This is a genomic window from Rhizobium sp. RU35A (assembly GCF_900156005.1).
GTDB lineage: Bacteria > Pseudomonadota > Alphaproteobacteria > Rhizobiales > Rhizobiaceae > Neorhizobium > Neorhizobium straminoryzae.
Genome location: NZ_FTMR01000027.1, coordinates 1 through 16,049, shown reverse-complemented (window position 1 = coordinate 16,049; position 16,049 = coordinate 1). Strand labels below are relative to the sequence as shown.

Annotated in this window: 26 protein-coding genes; 23 read left to right on the top strand and 3 right to left on the bottom strand. The window is 58.7% G+C overall.

Going from position 1 to position 16,049, the window contains the following annotated elements; genetic code table 11:
• A partial coding sequence (locus F3H95_RS26385) for an integrase core domain-containing protein (protein WP_149748080.1) occupies positions 1-186 on the top strand: 186 nt, incomplete at its 5' end.
• 188 nt (positions 187-374) lie between these two features.
• Here F3H95_RS26385 and F3H95_RS26380 read toward each other — a convergent pair.
• Positions 375-932, bottom strand: a complete 558-nt coding sequence (locus F3H95_RS26380; RefSeq protein ID WP_149748151.1) for a hypothetical protein — start codon at positions 930-932, stop codon at positions 375-377.
• Positions 933-1,057: 125 nt separating this feature from the next.
• Between F3H95_RS26380 and F3H95_RS26375 the strand changes: the two genes are divergently transcribed.
• Positions 1,058-2,638: an AAA family ATPase gene (locus F3H95_RS26375; protein ID WP_149748150.1), complete on the top strand. Its 1,581-nt coding sequence runs from the start codon at positions 1,058-1,060 to the stop codon at positions 2,636-2,638.
• Between the two features lies 1 nt (position 2,639).
• Entirely contained in the window at positions 2,640-3,692 is a 1,053-nt protein-coding gene (locus F3H95_RS26370) for a hypothetical protein (RefSeq protein WP_149748149.1), read from the top strand.
• Positions 3,693-3,736: 44 nt separating this feature from the next.
• Here F3H95_RS26370 and F3H95_RS26365 read toward each other — a convergent pair whose 3' ends face one another.
• Complete coding sequence (locus F3H95_RS26365) at positions 3,737-4,459, bottom strand: LexA family transcriptional regulator (RefSeq protein WP_244618155.1); 723 nt, start codon at positions 4,457-4,459, stop codon at positions 3,737-3,739.
• Positions 4,460-4,553: 94 nt separating this feature from the next.
• Here F3H95_RS26365 and F3H95_RS26360 point away from each other — a divergent pair, with 94 nt between their 5' ends.
• The 10 genes from F3H95_RS26360 (at position 4,554) to F3H95_RS26320 (ending at position 11,049) form a co-directional block, all read left to right on the top strand.
• Positions 4,554-4,889: a helix-turn-helix domain-containing protein gene (locus F3H95_RS26360; protein WP_149748147.1), complete on the top strand. Its 336-nt coding sequence runs from the start codon at positions 4,554-4,556 to the stop codon at positions 4,887-4,889.
• A gap of 2 nt (positions 4,890-4,891) precedes the next feature.
• A complete protein-coding gene (locus F3H95_RS27675; RefSeq protein ID WP_280177857.1) occupies positions 4,892-5,020 on the top strand; it encodes a hypothetical protein in 129 nt (42 codons plus the stop codon).
• Complete coding sequence (locus F3H95_RS26355) at positions 5,017-5,376, top strand: hypothetical protein (RefSeq protein WP_149748146.1); 360 nt, start codon at positions 5,017-5,019, stop codon at positions 5,374-5,376. The genes F3H95_RS27675 and F3H95_RS26355 overlap by 4 nt, the downstream gene beginning before the upstream one ends.
• Positions 5,376-6,215, top strand: coding sequence for a ParB N-terminal domain-containing protein (locus F3H95_RS26350; RefSeq protein WP_149748145.1), 840 nt, complete (start codon positions 5,376-5,378; stop codon positions 6,213-6,215). Before F3H95_RS26355 ends, F3H95_RS26350 begins: the two co-directional genes overlap by 1 nt.
• Positions 6,215-6,673, top strand: coding sequence for a hypothetical protein (locus F3H95_RS26345; RefSeq protein ID WP_149748144.1), 459 nt, complete (start codon positions 6,215-6,217; stop codon positions 6,671-6,673). Before F3H95_RS26350 ends, F3H95_RS26345 begins: the two co-directional genes overlap by 1 nt.
• The gene (locus F3H95_RS26340) at positions 6,673-8,676 is read left to right on the top strand and encodes a transposase domain-containing protein (protein WP_244618154.1); all 2,004 of its coding nucleotides are present in this window, start codon (positions 6,673-6,675) and stop codon (positions 8,674-8,676) included. The genes F3H95_RS26345 and F3H95_RS26340 overlap by 1 nt, the downstream gene beginning before the upstream one ends.
• Positions 8,677-8,796: 120 nt before the next feature.
• On the top strand, positions 8,797-9,816 hold the full coding sequence (locus F3H95_RS26335; protein ID WP_149748143.1) for an AAA family ATPase: 1,020 nt from the start codon (positions 8,797-8,799) through the stop codon (positions 9,814-9,816).
• Positions 9,816-10,115: a hypothetical protein gene (locus F3H95_RS26330; RefSeq protein WP_188134502.1), complete on the top strand. Its 300-nt coding sequence runs from the start codon at positions 9,816-9,818 to the stop codon at positions 10,113-10,115. The genes F3H95_RS26335 and F3H95_RS26330 overlap by 1 nt, the downstream gene beginning before the upstream one ends.
• Positions 10,112-10,351 (top strand): hypothetical protein, encoded by a 240-nt coding sequence (locus F3H95_RS26325; protein ID WP_149748142.1) that lies wholly within the window; start codon positions 10,112-10,114, stop codon positions 10,349-10,351. Before F3H95_RS26330 ends, F3H95_RS26325 begins: the two co-directional genes overlap by 4 nt.
• 47 nt (positions 10,352-10,398) lie before the next feature.
• The gene (locus tag F3H95_RS26320; protein WP_149748141.1) at positions 10,399-11,049 is read left to right on the top strand and encodes a DUF3164 family protein; all 651 of its coding nucleotides are present in this window, start codon (positions 10,399-10,401) and stop codon (positions 11,047-11,049) included.
• A gap of 58 nt (positions 11,050-11,107) precedes the next feature.
• Here F3H95_RS26320 and F3H95_RS26315 read toward each other — a convergent pair whose 3' ends face one another.
• Positions 11,108-11,929 carry a hypothetical protein gene (locus F3H95_RS26315; RefSeq protein ID WP_149748140.1) on the bottom strand — a complete coding sequence of 274 codons (822 nt, stop codon included), beginning with the start codon at positions 11,927-11,929 and terminating at the stop codon, positions 11,108-11,110.
• A gap of 77 nt (positions 11,930-12,006) precedes the next feature.
• On the opposite strand from F3H95_RS26315, the gene F3H95_RS26310 reads away from it, so the two are divergent.
• From F3H95_RS26310 to F3H95_RS26265, 10 genes are all read left to right on the top strand, one after another.
• The gene (locus tag F3H95_RS26310) at positions 12,007-12,717 is read left to right on the top strand and encodes a regulatory protein GemA (protein ID WP_149748139.1); all 711 of its coding nucleotides are present in this window, start codon (positions 12,007-12,009) and stop codon (positions 12,715-12,717) included.
• On the top strand, positions 12,714-13,094 hold the full coding sequence (locus F3H95_RS26305) for a helix-turn-helix domain-containing protein (RefSeq protein WP_149748138.1): 381 nt from the start codon (positions 12,714-12,716) through the stop codon (positions 13,092-13,094). The genes F3H95_RS26310 and F3H95_RS26305 overlap by 4 nt, the downstream gene beginning before the upstream one ends.
• Before the next feature lie 84 nt (positions 13,095-13,178).
• Positions 13,179-14,012: a peptidoglycan-binding protein gene (locus F3H95_RS26300; RefSeq protein ID WP_149748137.1), complete on the top strand. Its 834-nt coding sequence runs from the start codon at positions 13,179-13,181 to the stop codon at positions 14,010-14,012.
• Between the two features lie 5 nt (positions 14,013-14,017).
• Positions 14,018-14,293 carry an NAD(P)+ transhydrogenase beta chain gene (locus F3H95_RS26295; protein ID WP_188134501.1) on the top strand — a complete coding sequence of 92 codons (276 nt, stop codon included), beginning with the start codon at positions 14,018-14,020 and terminating at the stop codon, positions 14,291-14,293.
• Entirely contained in the window at positions 14,290-14,658 is a 369-nt protein-coding gene (locus F3H95_RS26290) for a hypothetical protein (protein WP_149748136.1), read from the top strand. The genes F3H95_RS26295 and F3H95_RS26290 overlap by 4 nt, the downstream gene beginning before the upstream one ends.
• Before the next feature lie 10 nt (positions 14,659-14,668).
• Positions 14,669-14,872 carry a hypothetical protein gene (locus tag F3H95_RS26285; RefSeq protein WP_149748135.1) on the top strand — a complete coding sequence of 68 codons (204 nt, stop codon included), beginning with the start codon at positions 14,669-14,671 and terminating at the stop codon, positions 14,870-14,872.
• Positions 14,862-15,080 (top strand): TraR/DksA C4-type zinc finger protein, encoded by a 219-nt coding sequence (locus F3H95_RS26280; RefSeq protein ID WP_149748134.1) that lies wholly within the window; start codon positions 14,862-14,864, stop codon positions 15,078-15,080. The genes F3H95_RS26285 and F3H95_RS26280 overlap by 11 nt, the downstream gene beginning before the upstream one ends.
• Positions 15,077-15,412, top strand: a complete 336-nt coding sequence (locus F3H95_RS26275; RefSeq protein ID WP_143125733.1) for a DUF2730 family protein — start codon at positions 15,077-15,079, stop codon at positions 15,410-15,412. Before F3H95_RS26280 ends, F3H95_RS26275 begins: the two co-directional genes overlap by 4 nt.
• Positions 15,409-15,705, top strand: coding sequence for a hypothetical protein (locus F3H95_RS26270; protein ID WP_149748133.1), 297 nt, complete (start codon positions 15,409-15,411; stop codon positions 15,703-15,705). The genes F3H95_RS26275 and F3H95_RS26270 overlap by 4 nt, the downstream gene beginning before the upstream one ends.
• A gap of 3 nt (positions 15,706-15,708) precedes the next feature.
• A partial coding sequence (locus tag F3H95_RS26265) for a phage protein Gp27 family protein (RefSeq protein WP_149748132.1) occupies positions 15,709-16,049 on the top strand: 341 nt, incomplete at its 3' end.

The window sequence follows — 16,049 nt, the reverse complement described above, 5'->3', positions numbered from 1 at the left end:
CGGCTGCGCGATGAATGCCTCAACGAGCACCTCTTCACCAGCTACCGCCACGCGAGGGAGATTATCGAAGACTGGAGAAACGACTATAACCTAGATCGCCCGCATACGAGCCTCGACGGTTTAACCCCTTACGAGTTTGCAACCCGGTCCAGAAAGGACCAGAACATGAACAGAGCTAACTTATAAACGCGGACAATCAGGGGAGCAGGTCACAGCTTTAATACGCAGCCCCAGACCTTCAAACCCTTAGAATTGTTCACTTGGTGATGGCTGCCGATGCCGCTGGCGGCGCATTAATTTGAGCAAAATCCCAAGTGAGATTCCCGCAAAGCGCGAAACAGGCCGAAATCGAATCAAATCCCTTTTAAATTCAGCTACTTGCCGAACAACTCATCGCATTGGAGATTTGCGCTTAGATGGTGGCGATTATTCATCGGATCATACTTGATGACGCACAATGCGGAAGCTACCCCACCTACAATGATCACCAAAACGAACGTCAAATTCCAAAAAACCCTGAGCCTTGTAAACCGCCTTCTTTTTATCTCCATATCCGCGGGCATATTGCGAGGGATGTAGTCTTTCGGGATCGGCGAAATGTCTACAATGTCTTCTAGTTTCTCTCGGTAGTATCTTCTTTTAACAGTGATTTCGTCCCATTTCGCTTCATAGGCCCGCGCGAAGAAAATCCCCAGAATTCCCATTATCGAAACGGTCACTGCCAGTGGCAGCATTTCGATCGTGAATCCATTAGTCGACGCTATACCCATAAATACGCCCGAGGCACCAAGCAACATTGCCGTGACCAAGTGACGCTGCCCCTCCGTATGGCGGCCATGGGCGCACTGTTCTTTATACATCTCAAGAAGGAATTGAATTTTGTTTGCAGAAGTCAGATCAGCCGCGTTCGACAACCTAGGTTGATGCCCCATAACCTCACCCCAAATTCACCATTACATTCATATTGCACAACATATGCAGATTGCAGCCCAACAGGCCTTTTCTCGTCACTCAGATCGTGCAATCAAGAGCATCACAAGTGGAATCTGGAGTCGCAATGCTTAAGTACGGACTAAGCAAAATTCGGCGCCTTGAGCAAGTCGATGCAATAGAACTCAAACCAATAACATTGCTCGTTGGTCGCAATAGCGGAGGAAAAAGTTCGTTCCTGCGAACATTACCTCTTCTACGCCAGTCTCTTATGACACGTACAAGCTCACCTATCCTGTGGTATGGAGACTTAGTTGACTTTGGCACTTTTGATACAGCTGTAAGTCGCCAGGTTGAAGAAAAAGTAATTAGCTTCTCCTTCGAAATCGACGATATTACTACAGATCCTCGCCCATTTTACGTCGACGAATATGGCGAATACAAGAGGCTTAGCGCAACCCGCACCAACCTGAAAGGTATAAAAGTAAATATTTCGATCGAAAGACGAGGCGACCGCACGGCGATCTCGAATATATCAATAGATATTACAGATCCAAAAGTGTCATTTTCTCTGACGACAGAAGAAAATAACAACTTTGTTAAGATGGAAATTGACGGAGAGGACGTAAGTAATCTCATAGCTCCCGTCAGAATTCGGCTTTCGTCCGGCACTATCTTTCCAGATATCAGCTTCTGGCGACCGCGGGACGACACCTCTTCGCCACCGTGGGCGCTGCAGGGCGGATCTTCAATTACGCCGACCCTGACTCGGGCATTGAGACGTCTTATAGACTACCGGACTAAAGATAAAACAATATCTGAATTAGCGAGTCGTTTGGCGTTCGCAGGCATTGCCACACCCGAAAAATTCAAATTAATCGCTAGAAATCAAGGAGCAACAGCTTCTAGTATTCTTCATCAAATGGCGAACTCTCCTGAAATTGACATTTTTAATAATATATACAAGATAATAAATATTATCAACGCGCCAAGTATATTTAGATCAATTTCTCAGCATTTGATAAATATATTTAGTTCCACGCTATACATTGGACCAGCCAGAGTAAGAAGCGACCGTTACTATCGTTACCAAGACTTAGCCGTCTCAGAAATTGACCCTGATGGCAAAAATTTTCCGATGTTTCTTAATTCTCTTAGCAAACGCCAAATCGACGAGTTTTCTGCGTGGGTTAAGCATTTGTTTGGTTACGGGGTCAGCATTTCCCGATCTACTGGACACATTAGTATCAATTTGACGGAAGGAAAGGCGGAGACAAATATAGTTGACGTGGGTTACGGTGTTTCTCAGATCCTTCCGGTTCTTGGCCAGATTTGGTGGGCTAATAATCGCCCTCCAACCAGAAACTCACGCCCCCCTATTTCCATATTGGCCATTGAGCAGCCAGAGTTGCATCTTCATCCAGCCCATCAAGCCCTGTTGGCGGATGCATTGATAGGTGAGGTACAAAGCCCTTCACGCCGTCCCGATAACGAAATGCGTTACGTAGTCGAGACTCATAGCGAGACGCTTATAAATAGGCTTGGGGAATTCATCACAGCAGGGCGGCTATCTCCAGCGGACGTCCAAGTTGTCTTGTTCGAAGCGCAGGATGGCTCATCGACTACTAACGTTCGCACAGTGGGTTTCGATAATGATGGCGGGTTAATCGATTGGCCCTACGGCTTTTTCCAACCCGAAGCTTTCTGACATGATTATCAGATGGACTCATGACGACGGCTTCCCTGCCACTATGGTGGATGACCGATTAGCCGAGGTTGCGCGGGAGCTACTAAGGGCGCACCGACGAGGACATCATCTGGCTGTGATGGACAGAGACGTTGCAAGAGCCATAGGCAGCATGGACTTGAGCAACAAGGACAAATCGTTGGCAAGTAGACTTGGCCAAGAATTCACACAAACGCGAAACGTGCACAATAGCTCAAAGGTTTACATTGAAATAATCAACTCCTTTGAAAAAATTGTAAATGTGAGCGATTGCTGCGTCAAAGTTTCACTGGGTGCTGCAGTTGAATCTAAAATATTCGATCCGTGCGCTTTGATAGTCGAAGATATCTCATCAGATGGGTGGCTGTTTGAGCTTATTTTCAACACGGTTTCAAAAAGAAGCAGTGCGAGAAAATTCGACTACGAGCTTATCCACGGCGGCGGACAAAATGCGAATCATGTTGTTAAAAACACATTAAAAAACAGACGAATAACCGTAGCTATTATTGATTCCGATAAAAGCTCGCCTCTCTGCAGCACTGAGAAAAAAGAGAAAGCTTTTTCGGAATTGTACAAAGCTTCAGGCTGGGGAATTGGAAAAACTTTTCTTACTCCCTGCCGTGAACTAGAGAACTTTGTTCCCAATGACATACTACGAATATTGCCCTCAGGAATATTGAATAAGGCGAATGAATATTACCTAAATATTTCCTCAGCCGAGGAAGCAGGCGGTGTAAAGGCTAGTGATAAGTTGGAAATGTATGCTGATTTCAAGTCGGGCATACAGATGCTTCCCTGCAAGCTTAACAAAGATGCAGCTTCCTGGATGTCAGAACGGCTTAAGTTGGCGTGCTTGGATGAGACCCTGAATATCCCAGGTTACGGCGAGAAAGTCATCGATCAGATCAAGGCAGATGGATCACTAATTTCTGAGTTTGTGGCCGCGATACGTAGCAAAAGCTGGCAAGATAAGTTCAGTTCATTTTTTGAAGAAGTTCTTTGGTATTTCGTTTCCAACGGCCCGCTCAGGACCTGAGGAACTACTTAGGCGACATGTGCGGGCTCTACGGCTAGATAATCTCACCGCACCGGCATGGGCGCATGGCCCGTAAACATCACCCTGCCCCCCACGCTCAACTCATGTACCCTATCCGCCGCGAACACCTCGGGCGGATAGCCTGCTGCCTGGTTGTCGGAGGTTAGGTATAGCTTGCCGTCCATGGACCATCTGGCGCGCTTCACCAGGACTTTGTCCATCACGTTGAAATGGTAGATCCGGCCGTCATCGACCTCAGTCTTGGAGGCGTCGACGATCAGCAGTGCGCCGTCTGGAATAGTCGGCCACATGGAGTCCCCGCGCGCTTCCAGGATGTAGCAATACTCCGGCTGAGCCCCGAGATTTCGCAAAAATTCCCGACCAAAGCTCACCTCCCCTACCGGCATTTGGTCAACTGCAATCAGTCCGTTTCCGGCGGATGCGCGTGCATTGAAGCGAGGCAGGCGAACCAGATCTGTCGCAGCCAGATCGGGGAGCGCTTGGGAAGCAGCCTGACCGCCGAATAGCAACCATTGCGGCTCGACCCCGAGAACATCACAAATTTTTGCGACCTCATGCAAACCGAATGACTGCCGGCCTTTCTTGTAAGCCGTCCAGGTATTGGGTGAAATCCCAAGCTTCGCAGCAAAATCACCCTCACTTGCCTCACCTTTAAGGGTGAGGAGCCGCGAAATGACGCCCTCGTAGTCAAATGATACGACCATGCGCGGTGACGCAGATTTTTGCGATGCAGATTTGACTGTCACAATTTTCTGCGATAACCTTTCCATAAATACGGACCAAAACACCCATGAAAAGGGAGACCGGCCAGGGTCTCCCTCTCCACAACGAGGATCCACTATGCACCGGCCCAGCCAAGCCGACAAGCAGACCACAACCGCAGTCGACAGGAAGATTTCCGAGATCACCACCATCAAGAGCAAGCTCTACAAGGCAGGTCTCACGCTTCTTGAAATCGACCGCACTTACGACCTCCCCAGAGGCACCGCCGGAACCACCCTGCGGGAGCCCAATGTGAAGGGCGAGCGGGCGATTGCCGCAGCTCTCGGCACACGGCCAGAACTGCTCTGGCGGACGCGTTACCACGCCTCCGGTCTGCGGAAATCGCCTCAACCCGCTGAAAACTATGTCCGCCCCACCACGATGGCGCAACGCCAAATCGAAGCGAGGGCTTAGACATGAAAAACCCCTTCATCCCCTCCCGTTCCCCCATCTGCCGCGTGGCGGATTGGCTGATGATCTTTGGCCTCGCGATAGCCGGCCTCGTCGCCGTGGTCGCCGCTCTCCTCTCGCAGGTGATGGCATGATCGACATCTACAATGCCAAGGCCCTTTACGAAGCCCAGCTGCACGCCTGCTATGCCGCCGTGCGGGAAGGTTTTCCGCATCTTGCTATCCGCGACATCGTCGAGCCTCCGCACCAGTGGTTCGATGCGGCGCTTGCCCGCCAGGTGGTCATTCATCTGATGGTGACGGAATTCCGCTGGCCGAAGCGCCGCGTCGTGGAGATGGAGGATCGGTCGCGGGAAGCCGTCAACCGGGCGCTGCGCACCGTCGACACCCGGCTGGAAACGCCGCGTTTCAACACGCATTACCGCAGCATCGCGGCCCGCGCCCATGCCCTCGCCTTCCTGCAGACGGAAGAGGAAAGAGGAGTGGCCTGATGCCGGATTACAAGCAGCTTTCCCTCTCGCAGATCCTGATCGGTTCGCGCCAGCGCCCGATCGACCGCGATTATGCCGCCGTGATCGGCGCCTCCATGAAGGAACACGGCCAGTTGCAGCCCATCGTGGTGCGCGCAACGCCGGCCGCCCAATGCCCTTACACGCTGGTGATCGGCGGCCACCGCTGCACCGGCGCCGAGATCCACGGCATCGAGATGCTCGATGCCATCGTGGTGAAAGCCAACAGCGCCGATGCGCAGATGCTGGAACTGGCGGAAAACCTGCACCGCCGGGATCTCTCCGTTCTCGACCGCGCCTATTTCGTGCAGGCGTACCGCGACCTATGGGAGAGCAAGTACGGGAAGATCAACCAAGGGGGTGACCAAAGTGCCAAGTTGGCACTTTGCTCCACCGAGGGAGTAACCGGTTTTTCGGAGGCTGTAGCCAACAAGCTCGGCCTCTCGCGACGAGCCGCTTTTCGGCTCAACAAGATTAGCGGGAGCCTCCACCCCGATCTCCGCGCCGTCCTGCAAACCTCTCCGGCCGCCGACAACCAGTCGCAGCTGCTGGCGCTCGCCAAGATGGAACCGCAGAAGCAGCGGCAGATGGCCGTGGCGCTGAAGGCGGAGCCGGATGTGAAGAAGGCGCTCGCCATCGTCGACCCCGCCCCGCGCCTGCCCAAGGCGCAGGCGGAACAGGCCCTGCTGCTCTCGCGCCTCGTCACCGCCTGGGAAGATGCCAGCGAAGAGACCCGCCGCCAGTTCCTCGAACATATCGGCATGGAAGGCAGCGCGGAACTTTCGCAGCTGATGGCCGATCTGAAGAGCGAGGCCGCGTGATGAGCAAGAACCCCGCGCAACTCGATTTCTTCCTGGAACCGCTGTTTCCGGTGCGCTCGCCGGTCACCACGATCGATCTCGACCGCTTCCGCGCCCGCCTGAAGCGGGAAATGGCCCGCGCCATCCGCGAATGCCCGCATTCGCGCGAGGTGATCGCCGCCCGCATGGCGCATTATCTCGGCCTGCCCAACCTCTCGAAGATGACGCTCGATGCCTACACGGCCGAAAGCAAGGCCACGCATGACGTGAGCCTCGTGCGCTTCAAGGCCTTCGTGCGCGCCACCGGCGCCGTCTGGCTGTGGGATTTCGTCGTCTCGGAAGATGGCCTGACCCTGCTCGAAGGCGACGAGGCGCGCCTTGCCGAGATCGCCCGCCTGCAGCAGGAACAGCGCGAACTGCAGCAGCGCCTGAAGACGCTGCGCGCCACGCCGATCAACATCAAGCGGCGGGGGCAGTGATGGCGGGCAAGCGTTCCTCCAAATTGCAGATGCCGAAGGTGGAGAAGGAATTCTATTCCGTCGCCGAACTGGCCGAAGCCAACCTGCCGGGCCTGCCGCGCGATATGTCCGCCATCGACAAGATCGCCCGCGCCCGCTGGCGCGGCGACGAGCGCCTTGCGCGCCGCGTACCCGGCAAGACCAAGCCCGTCTGGGAATATCACTATTCGCTTCTGCCGCAGATCGCCCAGACGCGGCTGCTCGTGGTGCACACAGGCCCCGCCAATGACGACCGCAACCTGAACCACGAACGCAAATCCAGGCTGTGGGCCGAGTATGAGGCGCTTTCCGCCGAACAGAAAATCATCTGTGAAGCGCGTTTGAAGGCCCTTCAAATCGCCGGGGATCTGGAACGCGGCGGCATGCTGGCGGTCGCTTCAATCACCATGGCCTGCCGGCGCGCCGGCGTGACCAAATCCGCCTTCTACGAATGGCGCAAGCAGGTGGAAGGCCATGACCGGGAGGACTGGCTGGCGGCGCTTGCTCCGTCCTACCGCACCGACAGCCGCTGGGCCGAATGCCACGAAGAAGCCTGGGACGTTCTGAAAAGCGATTACCTGCGCCCGGAACGACCGACCTTTTCCGCCTGCTATCGCCGCATGGTGAAGCTCGCAAAGGCGAAAAAGTGGCACCCCATCCCGACCGAACGAGCGCTGCGCCGCCGCTTCGACCATGAAGTGCCGGAAGCCGTGCAGGTGCTGGCGCGCCAGGGCAAGGAGAAGGCAAAGTTCCTCTTTCCCTCACAGCGCCGCACCCGCTCCCATCTGCATGCCATGCAGGCCGTCAACATGGACGGGCATCGCTTCGACGTCTTCGTGGAATTCCCGGACGGCCGCATCGACCGCATCCACCTCATCGCCTTGCAGGATCTCTATTCGGGCAAGTTCGTTGCCTGGCGCCTCTCCGACAGCGAGAACAAGGATGCGGTGCGGCTCGTCATCGGCGACATGGTCGAGAACTTCGGCATCCCGGACCAGATCACGCTCGACAACGGCCGTGCCTTCACCAGCAAGTGGCTGACGGGCGGTGCCAAGACCCGCTATCGCTTCAAAATCCGCGACGAGGATCCGAAGGGCCTGCTCGTCACGCTCGGCATCGAACTGCAGTTCACCAAGCCCTATTCCGGCCAGTCGAAGCCGATCGAACGCGCCTTCCTCGACCTCACCGACACCATCGCCCGCCATCCGGTCTGCGCCGGCGCCTATACCGGCAACAAGCCCGATGCGAAGCCGGAAAACTACCGGACGAAAGCCGTGCCGCTCGCCACCTTCGTGGAGCTGGTGAACCGGGAAATCGCCGAACACAACGCCCGGCCCGGCCGCACCGGCGGCAACTGCAACGGCCGCAGCTTTGACGAAACCTTCAACCAGAGCATGGCGGAACCGGGCACGGTCGTGCGGTATGCCACCGCCGCGCAGCGTTCCCTCTGGCTGCTGGCCGCCGAAGGCATCACCGCCCGCAAGCCGGACGGCCATATCGAACTGCACCGCAATCGATACTGGGCGCCGGCGCTCACCGGCCATGTCGGCAAGAAGGTCGTCGTGCGCTTCGATCCGGACCGGCTGCACCAGAGCATCAAGGTCTATGACCTGAACAATGTTCTGATCTGCGATGCCGCCTGCCTGGATGACACCGGCTTCCATGACACCGTTGCGGCGCGCCAGCACGCCCGCACGAAGAAGGACCTGGAGAAGGCGCTCGCTGCCGAGAAGGACGCACATATCCGCCTGAAGGCACAGGATCTTGCAGACCTCTACACGCGGGCCGAACGCGCGGCCGAACCGCCAGCGCCAAAGCCGAAACCGCCCCGCGTGACCCGCATCGCCCGCAGCAATGCCGCGCCCAAGCCGGTGCCGCTGATGGAAGACCGCGAGGTCGAAGACAGCTTTTCCCGCGCGCTTTCCCTGATTTCCGGGACGCCTGCGGTCATCCCATTCCCGCAAGGGGATCGGTCCCGGAAGTAGTGCGTCGGGACCGCATAGCAGAGCCGTGAAGTACCGAGTCCGGTTCCACAAAAAAAATGGGCGGGGAAACCCGCCCAGTCAAAACGCCCCTCGCAGGGCTCACACAAACGGAACCTTCGCATGAACAAGCCTATCGACGCAAGACCCTACACCGGCTGGGAACAGCCCGAACCTGACAGCGCCTTTCTTGAGAAGCATGCCGACGACATCGACGAGTGGCGCCAGATCCGCGGCCAGGTGGTCGAGATCGCCATCGCCAACGGCTGGTCGAAGGCGGAAGTCACCCGCCGCAGCGGCATGAAGGAAGGCACCTTCTCCCAATGGTTCTCCGGCACCTATCTCGGCCGCCTGGACAACATGAACCGCCAGATGCGGTCATGGGTCTCGGCCGTGGTCGAGGCTGCCGCCATGCCGGCCATCCCCTCCTCGCCGACCTTCATCAAGACCCGCATCGCCGCCGAGATCGCCCACACCCTGCAATGGGCGCAGCTGACGGCCGATCTGGTCATCATCACCGTGGCCGCCGGCAACGGAAAAACCTGCACCTGCCGGCACTACAAGGCCACCCATCCGAACGTCTTCCACGCCACGATCAGCCCCCACACCAAAACCGTTCACGGCATGCTGGTCGAACTGGCGGCCGAACTCGGCATCCACGAAAACAACCCGGCCCGCCTTACCCGCGCCATCGGCGCCAAGCTCGGCCGCACCGGCGGCGGCTCGCTGCTGATCGTGGACGAGGCCCAGAACCTTGTCGACGATGCGATCAATCAGCTGCGGCACTTCTCCGACATCAACCAGTGCGGCATCGCGCTGGTCGGCAATGAGGAGGTTTATTCCCGCTTCGTCGCGCAGGTGAAGGGACGCTCCTACGCCCAGCTGAAACGTCGCGTCAGCAAGCACCTCAAGCGCCAGAAGCCCTACACCGAGGATATCGCGGCTTACATTCGCGCCTGGGGCGTCAGCGACCCGGACAGCGTCAAGCTGTTGACGGGCATCGGCCTCAAGGCCGGCGCGCTCGGCCAGATCGAGAAGACCATGAAGCTCGCGACCATGTTTGCCATGGGCGACGACCGCGAGGTGACGGTGCGCGACATCGAGGCCGCCTGGAAGAACCGCGACATCGAGGACATGGCATGATGTCGGCGCCGTCTCTCACCCACGAACTCGACCTGCTGAAGCGCCAGTTCCAGCCCTTCACCAAGACCGGCCTCAGCCTGAACGGCGGCGAGGTGAAGCGCCTGACCGGCCGGCTGAACCTTCTCATCCGCCTTTCCCGCAGCCTGGAAACGGAACTTTCCATCCACCGGCTGGCGGAAGACGGCCGCGCCCAGGCAGACGCCCTGGAACAGGTGACCACCGACATCGCCGGCGATCTCATCCTCGCCGCCGAAGGCAATGTCGTTCGTCCGGATTTCACGAAGGGAAGCCGCAAATGATCCCGGCCATTCAGGAACTCACCGCGATCCGCGACCGGATCAAGCCGGCCATCCATGGCGGCCTGCGGCTCTCCAGCGAAGACACCGCCGCCCTCGTCCGCCAGCTGAACACGACCATCGAACTGGTGCGCGAAACCGAAGACGAGAAGCGGATCATCGAGCTTGCCCTGCAGGCCCGCCATGTCGGTCGCCCTCGCCTGCATCTCATCCGCCAGACCGGAGCGCCGCCGGCATGACCGGCCGGCCGCCCCAAGCCCTTCAGACCGAACAGAAAGACAGCCCCATGACCCCGAACCTCGACACCGCCAACGACGACGGCATCATCACCTTCAACGGCCGCCAGTACATGCCGGACGCCAAGGGCAAGCTGACGCCCCTCGACATGCTGAAGCCACAGCATCGGCTGGAAGACCAGACCGTGCGCAAGATCATGAAGTTCGCGCTGGACCTCAACGCCCAGATCCGGCGCTTCCGCGACCACACCATGGTCGACCTCGGCACCTTCGACGCCCTGCTGGAAGAGGAATACGGCGCCCGCATCGGCGGCGCGAAAGGCAACCGCACCTACCAGACCATTGACGGCCTGATGCGCGTCCAGGTGCAGGTGGCCGATCTCATCGACTTCGGCCCGGAACTGCAGGTGGCCAAGAAGCTGGTGGATGAATGCCTCAACGAATGGTCGGCCGACAGCCGGCCGGAAATCCAGACGCTGGTCAGCGACGCCTTCGACACCGACAAGGAAGGCAAGATCAACCGCTCCAAGATCTTCATGCTGCTGCGTCACTCGATCGAAGACGACCGCTGGAAACGCGCCATGGACGCCATCCGCGACGCCATGCGGGTCACCGGCTCAAAGGAATATGTGCGGTTTTATGTGCGCGACCAGCCGGACGCCGGCTGGCAGCCGGTTACAATTGATTTGGCGAGGGCGTGAGATGACGATCAACATCCCAAAACTGAGCGTCCGCCCCCATCGTCGTTACTCGATGGCTCTATCTATCCGAGATAGATCGGAAAAAATCGTCTTTTTCGGATTCGTTCCTCTTTGTGTGAATTACGATTTTATAAACCTTCGCAAGCTCCCGCAGCTCACGAAAAAGAAGAGACAAACCATTTTCAATTGCATTCAGACGGTTTGCCACAGAACCCATTGCTTGCTTATAATTCCGTTCCGCGTCTTCAATTTCTCGGGACCTCTGAAACAGATCCGTCGCATACTTAGAGCGATCATATTCATATATCTTGCTAAGAACGCTCCAACTGTAACGAGCATTTTCCATTGCATCGAGTGCAAGCTGGATATTACTGCTCAGGTCAGAAATACGTTCCGTAAGCTCGCCTCCAAAAAGAGGCGTCGCATCCTGCCAAGTTTTTTTGGCGAACACGTCGCTTATGAAATCCAGTCTGCGGGCGAAGCCATCGAATGCATCGAAAATCTGCGAGCTGTTGTCGCGCTTTATTGCTTCCTGCACCCGCTTTGCGGCCTCTCCTATATCCTTCTTATGCTGCGCGAGCTGGCTGAAATAGGGAAAGAACATCCTTTCTATCTTGAGCTTGTCGGTGCGCGTCTGCAGTCGAACCAGCTCTTCGTGTCTTTCCGCGCTCCGACGTTCGGTCCGCTCCATCTGGAAAATGGTGCCGACGGCTGCACAAATAGCAAGAATGCCAGCAATCAACGTCTGAAAATCATAAATCAGCTTTCGCCAAGGGCTGCCGCCAACCCCAAAGAAATTGGGTTCCTCACCAAAAATAACCGGCCAGCACAAAAGCCACACAGCAAACGCAACATAAGCAAAGGTTACTATTCGATTCATAGCCCGGCCACCCAAAGGACATGCACCACGATCTCATGGTTTTTAAGTTGTGATAATAAGTTATTAGGGTGACCACAATGATAAGCAGAATTTCTCCCTACAAGAAATGTTCTACTGGCGCTTCTTCAAGCGAAAGTTGCGCGCTACCATCTCTCGCCTCGCTCCACATCGCAAAGAAAAGCCTCGGCCTGGACGACGACACCTACCGTACCAAGCTCGCCAACATCACCGGCAAAACCTCTGCCAAAGACATGACCGAGGCCGAACGGCAGGCGGTCCTTTCCGTCTTCCGCAGCGAAGGCTTCGCCGCGCCTGCGCAGAAACCGTCCAAGGTCCTCGTCGGCCGGTATGCCAAGAAACTGCAGGCGCTCTGGATCGCGGCCCATAACCTCGATCTGGTGCACGACCGGCGGGACGCGGCGCTGCTCGCCTTCGTCAAGCGACAGACGGGCATCGATCACACCCGCTTCCTCCATTACGCCGATGATGCGGCCAAGGTGATTGAGGCGCTCAAAGGCTGGCTGAAACGTGAGGCCGGCGTGATGTATGGCAACACCAACGGCCAGGACTGGCTGCGGCTCGACGGCGCCAAGGTTGCCTGGGCGCAATGGCGCATCCTGCACCCGGAAGCCTCCCTCCTCGCCCGGGGTGGTTTCGATGCCGAGGTGTTCAGCCAGTCCGCCACCAAGGGCCAGCTGGTGCAGCTGACCCCGAAGGACTGGCAGGCAGTGAACAACACGTTCGGGCGCCGCATCCGGGCACGGTCGAAGGACGGAGCCGCATCATGAGCCACGCCAGCGAAGGCCCGCTTGAGATTCGTGTGCCCGCCCATATCCAGCCCTATGTGACGGCAATCGGCATCGAGAAGACCTTGCGTTTCCTGCTGGCCTTCGGTGGTTCCTACGTCTACCTCTCGACCCGTCCGCAGGACCGTTCGGCCGTGGCAAAAGAACTCGGCAAGGAGGCCGCCATCGCGCTGGCCGAACAGGCGGGCGTCGGAAGCGCCCGCGTGCCCACCGGCAAACCCTTTATCGCCGCGCATCTGCGGTATAATAAACAGCTGACGGTCAACGAGATTGCCCGCCGCCTGCATGTCACCGACGTGACTGTGCGCAAATGGCTGGCGGATGGCGAAGCCCGACAACTCGACCTCTTCGGCCCCTGACCCGCAAGCCGTAGCGGCTGTTTTGAAATCCCCGCGCACGCGACATTCGCTCCGACACGCCACACCGGCGACCGGAGCTTTTTCATGTCTGATGCCAGCCTCCCGCATGCGCTCACCCTGCAGACCTTCCTGGCGATCGCCGGCCCCGTGCCCTCCAACCGGCGCAACAGCCAGGAGGTGAATGCCTCCATCCTGCGGCTGGCTTTGCCGTCGCTGATGGACACCTACGAGATTGACCGGCCGCTCCGCGTCGCGCATTTCCTCGCCCAGCTGGCGCATGAAAGCGACAGCTTCTCGACCTTCGAGGAATATGCGAGCGGCGCGGCCTATGAGGGGCGCGATGATCTCGGCAATACCCGGCCGGGCGACGGCAAGCGCTTCAAGGGACGCGGCCCGATCCAGCTGACGGGGCGTGCCAACTACCGCGCCTTTACGGGCTGGCTGCGTCGCCAGCTGCCGGGCAGCACGCCAGATTTCGAGGAGAAGCCGGAACAGGTGCTGGATGACCAGTGGGTGCCCTGGTCGGCGGTCTACTTCTGGGTCGACAAGAACCTGAACCGCTATGCCGACCGTGACGATGTGCTGGCAATTACCCGCATCATCAATGGCGGGCGCAACGGCCTGGACGATCGCAAGGCAAAGCTTGCCCGCGCCAAGGCGGCCATCGCCGCGCTGCAGGCATCCCAGGCCCGGACGCCGGATCGCGGGCTGTTTCCGGTCCTGCATCGCGGGCTGATGAATGACGGCAATGTCGAGCGGCTGCAGTTCTTCCTGCGCAAGCAGGGCGCAGAGGTTGCCGTGGATGGCGATTTCGGCCCGGCGACGGAACTGGCGGTCAAGGCCTTCCAGGCGCGCCGGGGCATCATCCCGACCGGCATCGTTTCGCCCGACACCTGGTCGTCGCTGGCAGGGGAATGAGGTCGATGCACAAGCCCGGCTATTCCACGTCCAAGCGCGCGCTCTGGCTTTCCTCGATCATGGCCTGGCTGGTCATCCTGATCCTGTCGATCGGCGCCGCCATCAACGGCCAGTCGGTCGAGTTCGGCACGATCGCCGTGCCGTCCATGGTCATGCTGATCGCCGCCCTGCTCGGCATTCATCGTGGCTTCGGCTCGCTGGACTACAGCACGGCCGGCAAGATGCTGGTGGCAGACGGCGCATCCAGCGCTGATGCCAACGCGCCGGGGGACGCCCGATGATCCCCGCTTTGCTCGCCAGGATCGCCACGCCCCTGATCGTCGCGGCAGCCCTCGTGGCGGCGGCGGGCTTCTCCTGCTGGCTGACGCTCCGGGTGATCGAAGGCATGATCGACGATGCCCGCGCCGGCGCGATTGCCGAACGTGACGCGCACTGGACGGCCGAGATCCAGAAGTCCGAAGCCGCGACACAGAAGCGGATCGCCGACACCCTCAGAGAAACCATGGCAGCGGAAGCCGCAGCCCGCGACCAGATCGCGGCCGCAGAGGCGCGCGCCATCCAGCTGGAGAAAGAGAATGCGGCTTTGCCGGATGCTGGCGCCTGCGGCCTTGGCCGCGATCGCGTCCGCCTGCTCAACAAGCGATAGGCCGGAACCGATGGTGAGAACCGTGCTGGTGGAACGTGACCTTGCCCCCGAGGCAAAGATCCCGTGCGCCGATCCCGTGCCCCTGCCGGACCGGGATCTCGGCGCAGCAGAAGTGCAAAGCCTCTGGGGAAGCGACCGTACCTCCCTTCGCATCTGCAAGGCGCGACAGGCCGCCGCCAATCGCTCCACGGCAGGAGGCGCCCATGCTGAGTGAGTTCGACCGCGAAGTGGCGCAGGCGCGCGCCGACCAGGAACGCGATGCCTCTCTCAAGGCGGCCATGCGCGCACTGCGAGAGATCGGCACGCTGGAATGCATCGACTGTGGCGCCACGATCGCGCCGGCGCGGCGCCGTGTCTATCCCTCCGCCCGGCGTTGCCTCGAATGCCAGACCGCCGCCGAACGGGAAGCCTATCTCAGATGACCTTTGATTTTGCCGTGGTCGGCGGCCTCGTCGGGCTTGCCGTTTCGATCTTCAACCTGATCGCCCACATCCGGACCATCATGTCCTCGGGCGAAAAGAAACTCGACGAGCGCCTGACCAAGGCAGAGGGCAAGCTTATCGAACATGACCGCCGCGTCCAGGCGCTCGAAGGCGAGATCAAGCATCTGCCAGACCGGGAGACGGCCCACAAGCTGGAACTGGCGCTCGCACAGATTTCCGGGCGGCTGGACACGCTGGACGAACGCCTCAAACCCATCGCCGCGACAAGCGGCCGACTTCAAGAGTTCTTGCTGGAGCAGGCCCAGAAATGAGCATCGAAAGGATCATTCAGGAAGAAGCGCGCCTCACCATCCTGAAGGAACTGATGAAACAGCCCAACAAGGCGCTGACCTCGGAAGCCGTCCGCCGCTTCCTGCTGGACTTCCTGCTCATCGACAAGCCGCGCGAATGGGTGGAAGCGCAATTCCAGTATCTTGCCGATCTCGCAGCTGTGGACATCATCCCGGCGGGCACGGTCAAGATCGCAAGGCTGACGGAACGGGGCGAACTGCATCTGTCGGGGCACGTTTCCATTGCCGGCGTCCAGCGTCCGGGGCGGGTCTGAGCCATGGCCGGACGTGGACGCCTTTCCAGCCTCGACCTCCTGCCGGAAGAAGCGCGCGACGACCTGCACTGGGCGCTCGCCGAACTGAACAAGCGCGAGCGCACACAGACCGACATCCTCTTCGAACTGAACGACCGCCTCGAAGCCAAGGGGCTGGAGACGATTTCCCGCTCGGCCTTCAATCGAAAGTCCATGCGTCTTGCGAAGCGGACCATGCAGCTGGAAGAGCGCCGGCACATCTACGCCGGTATCGCCGAACGCCTGACGCCGGAAGAAGTCGGCAATGCCGACCTGGTGCTCGGCGAATTCCTGAAGACGCTGCTGGACGAACTTCTCGACGAGGA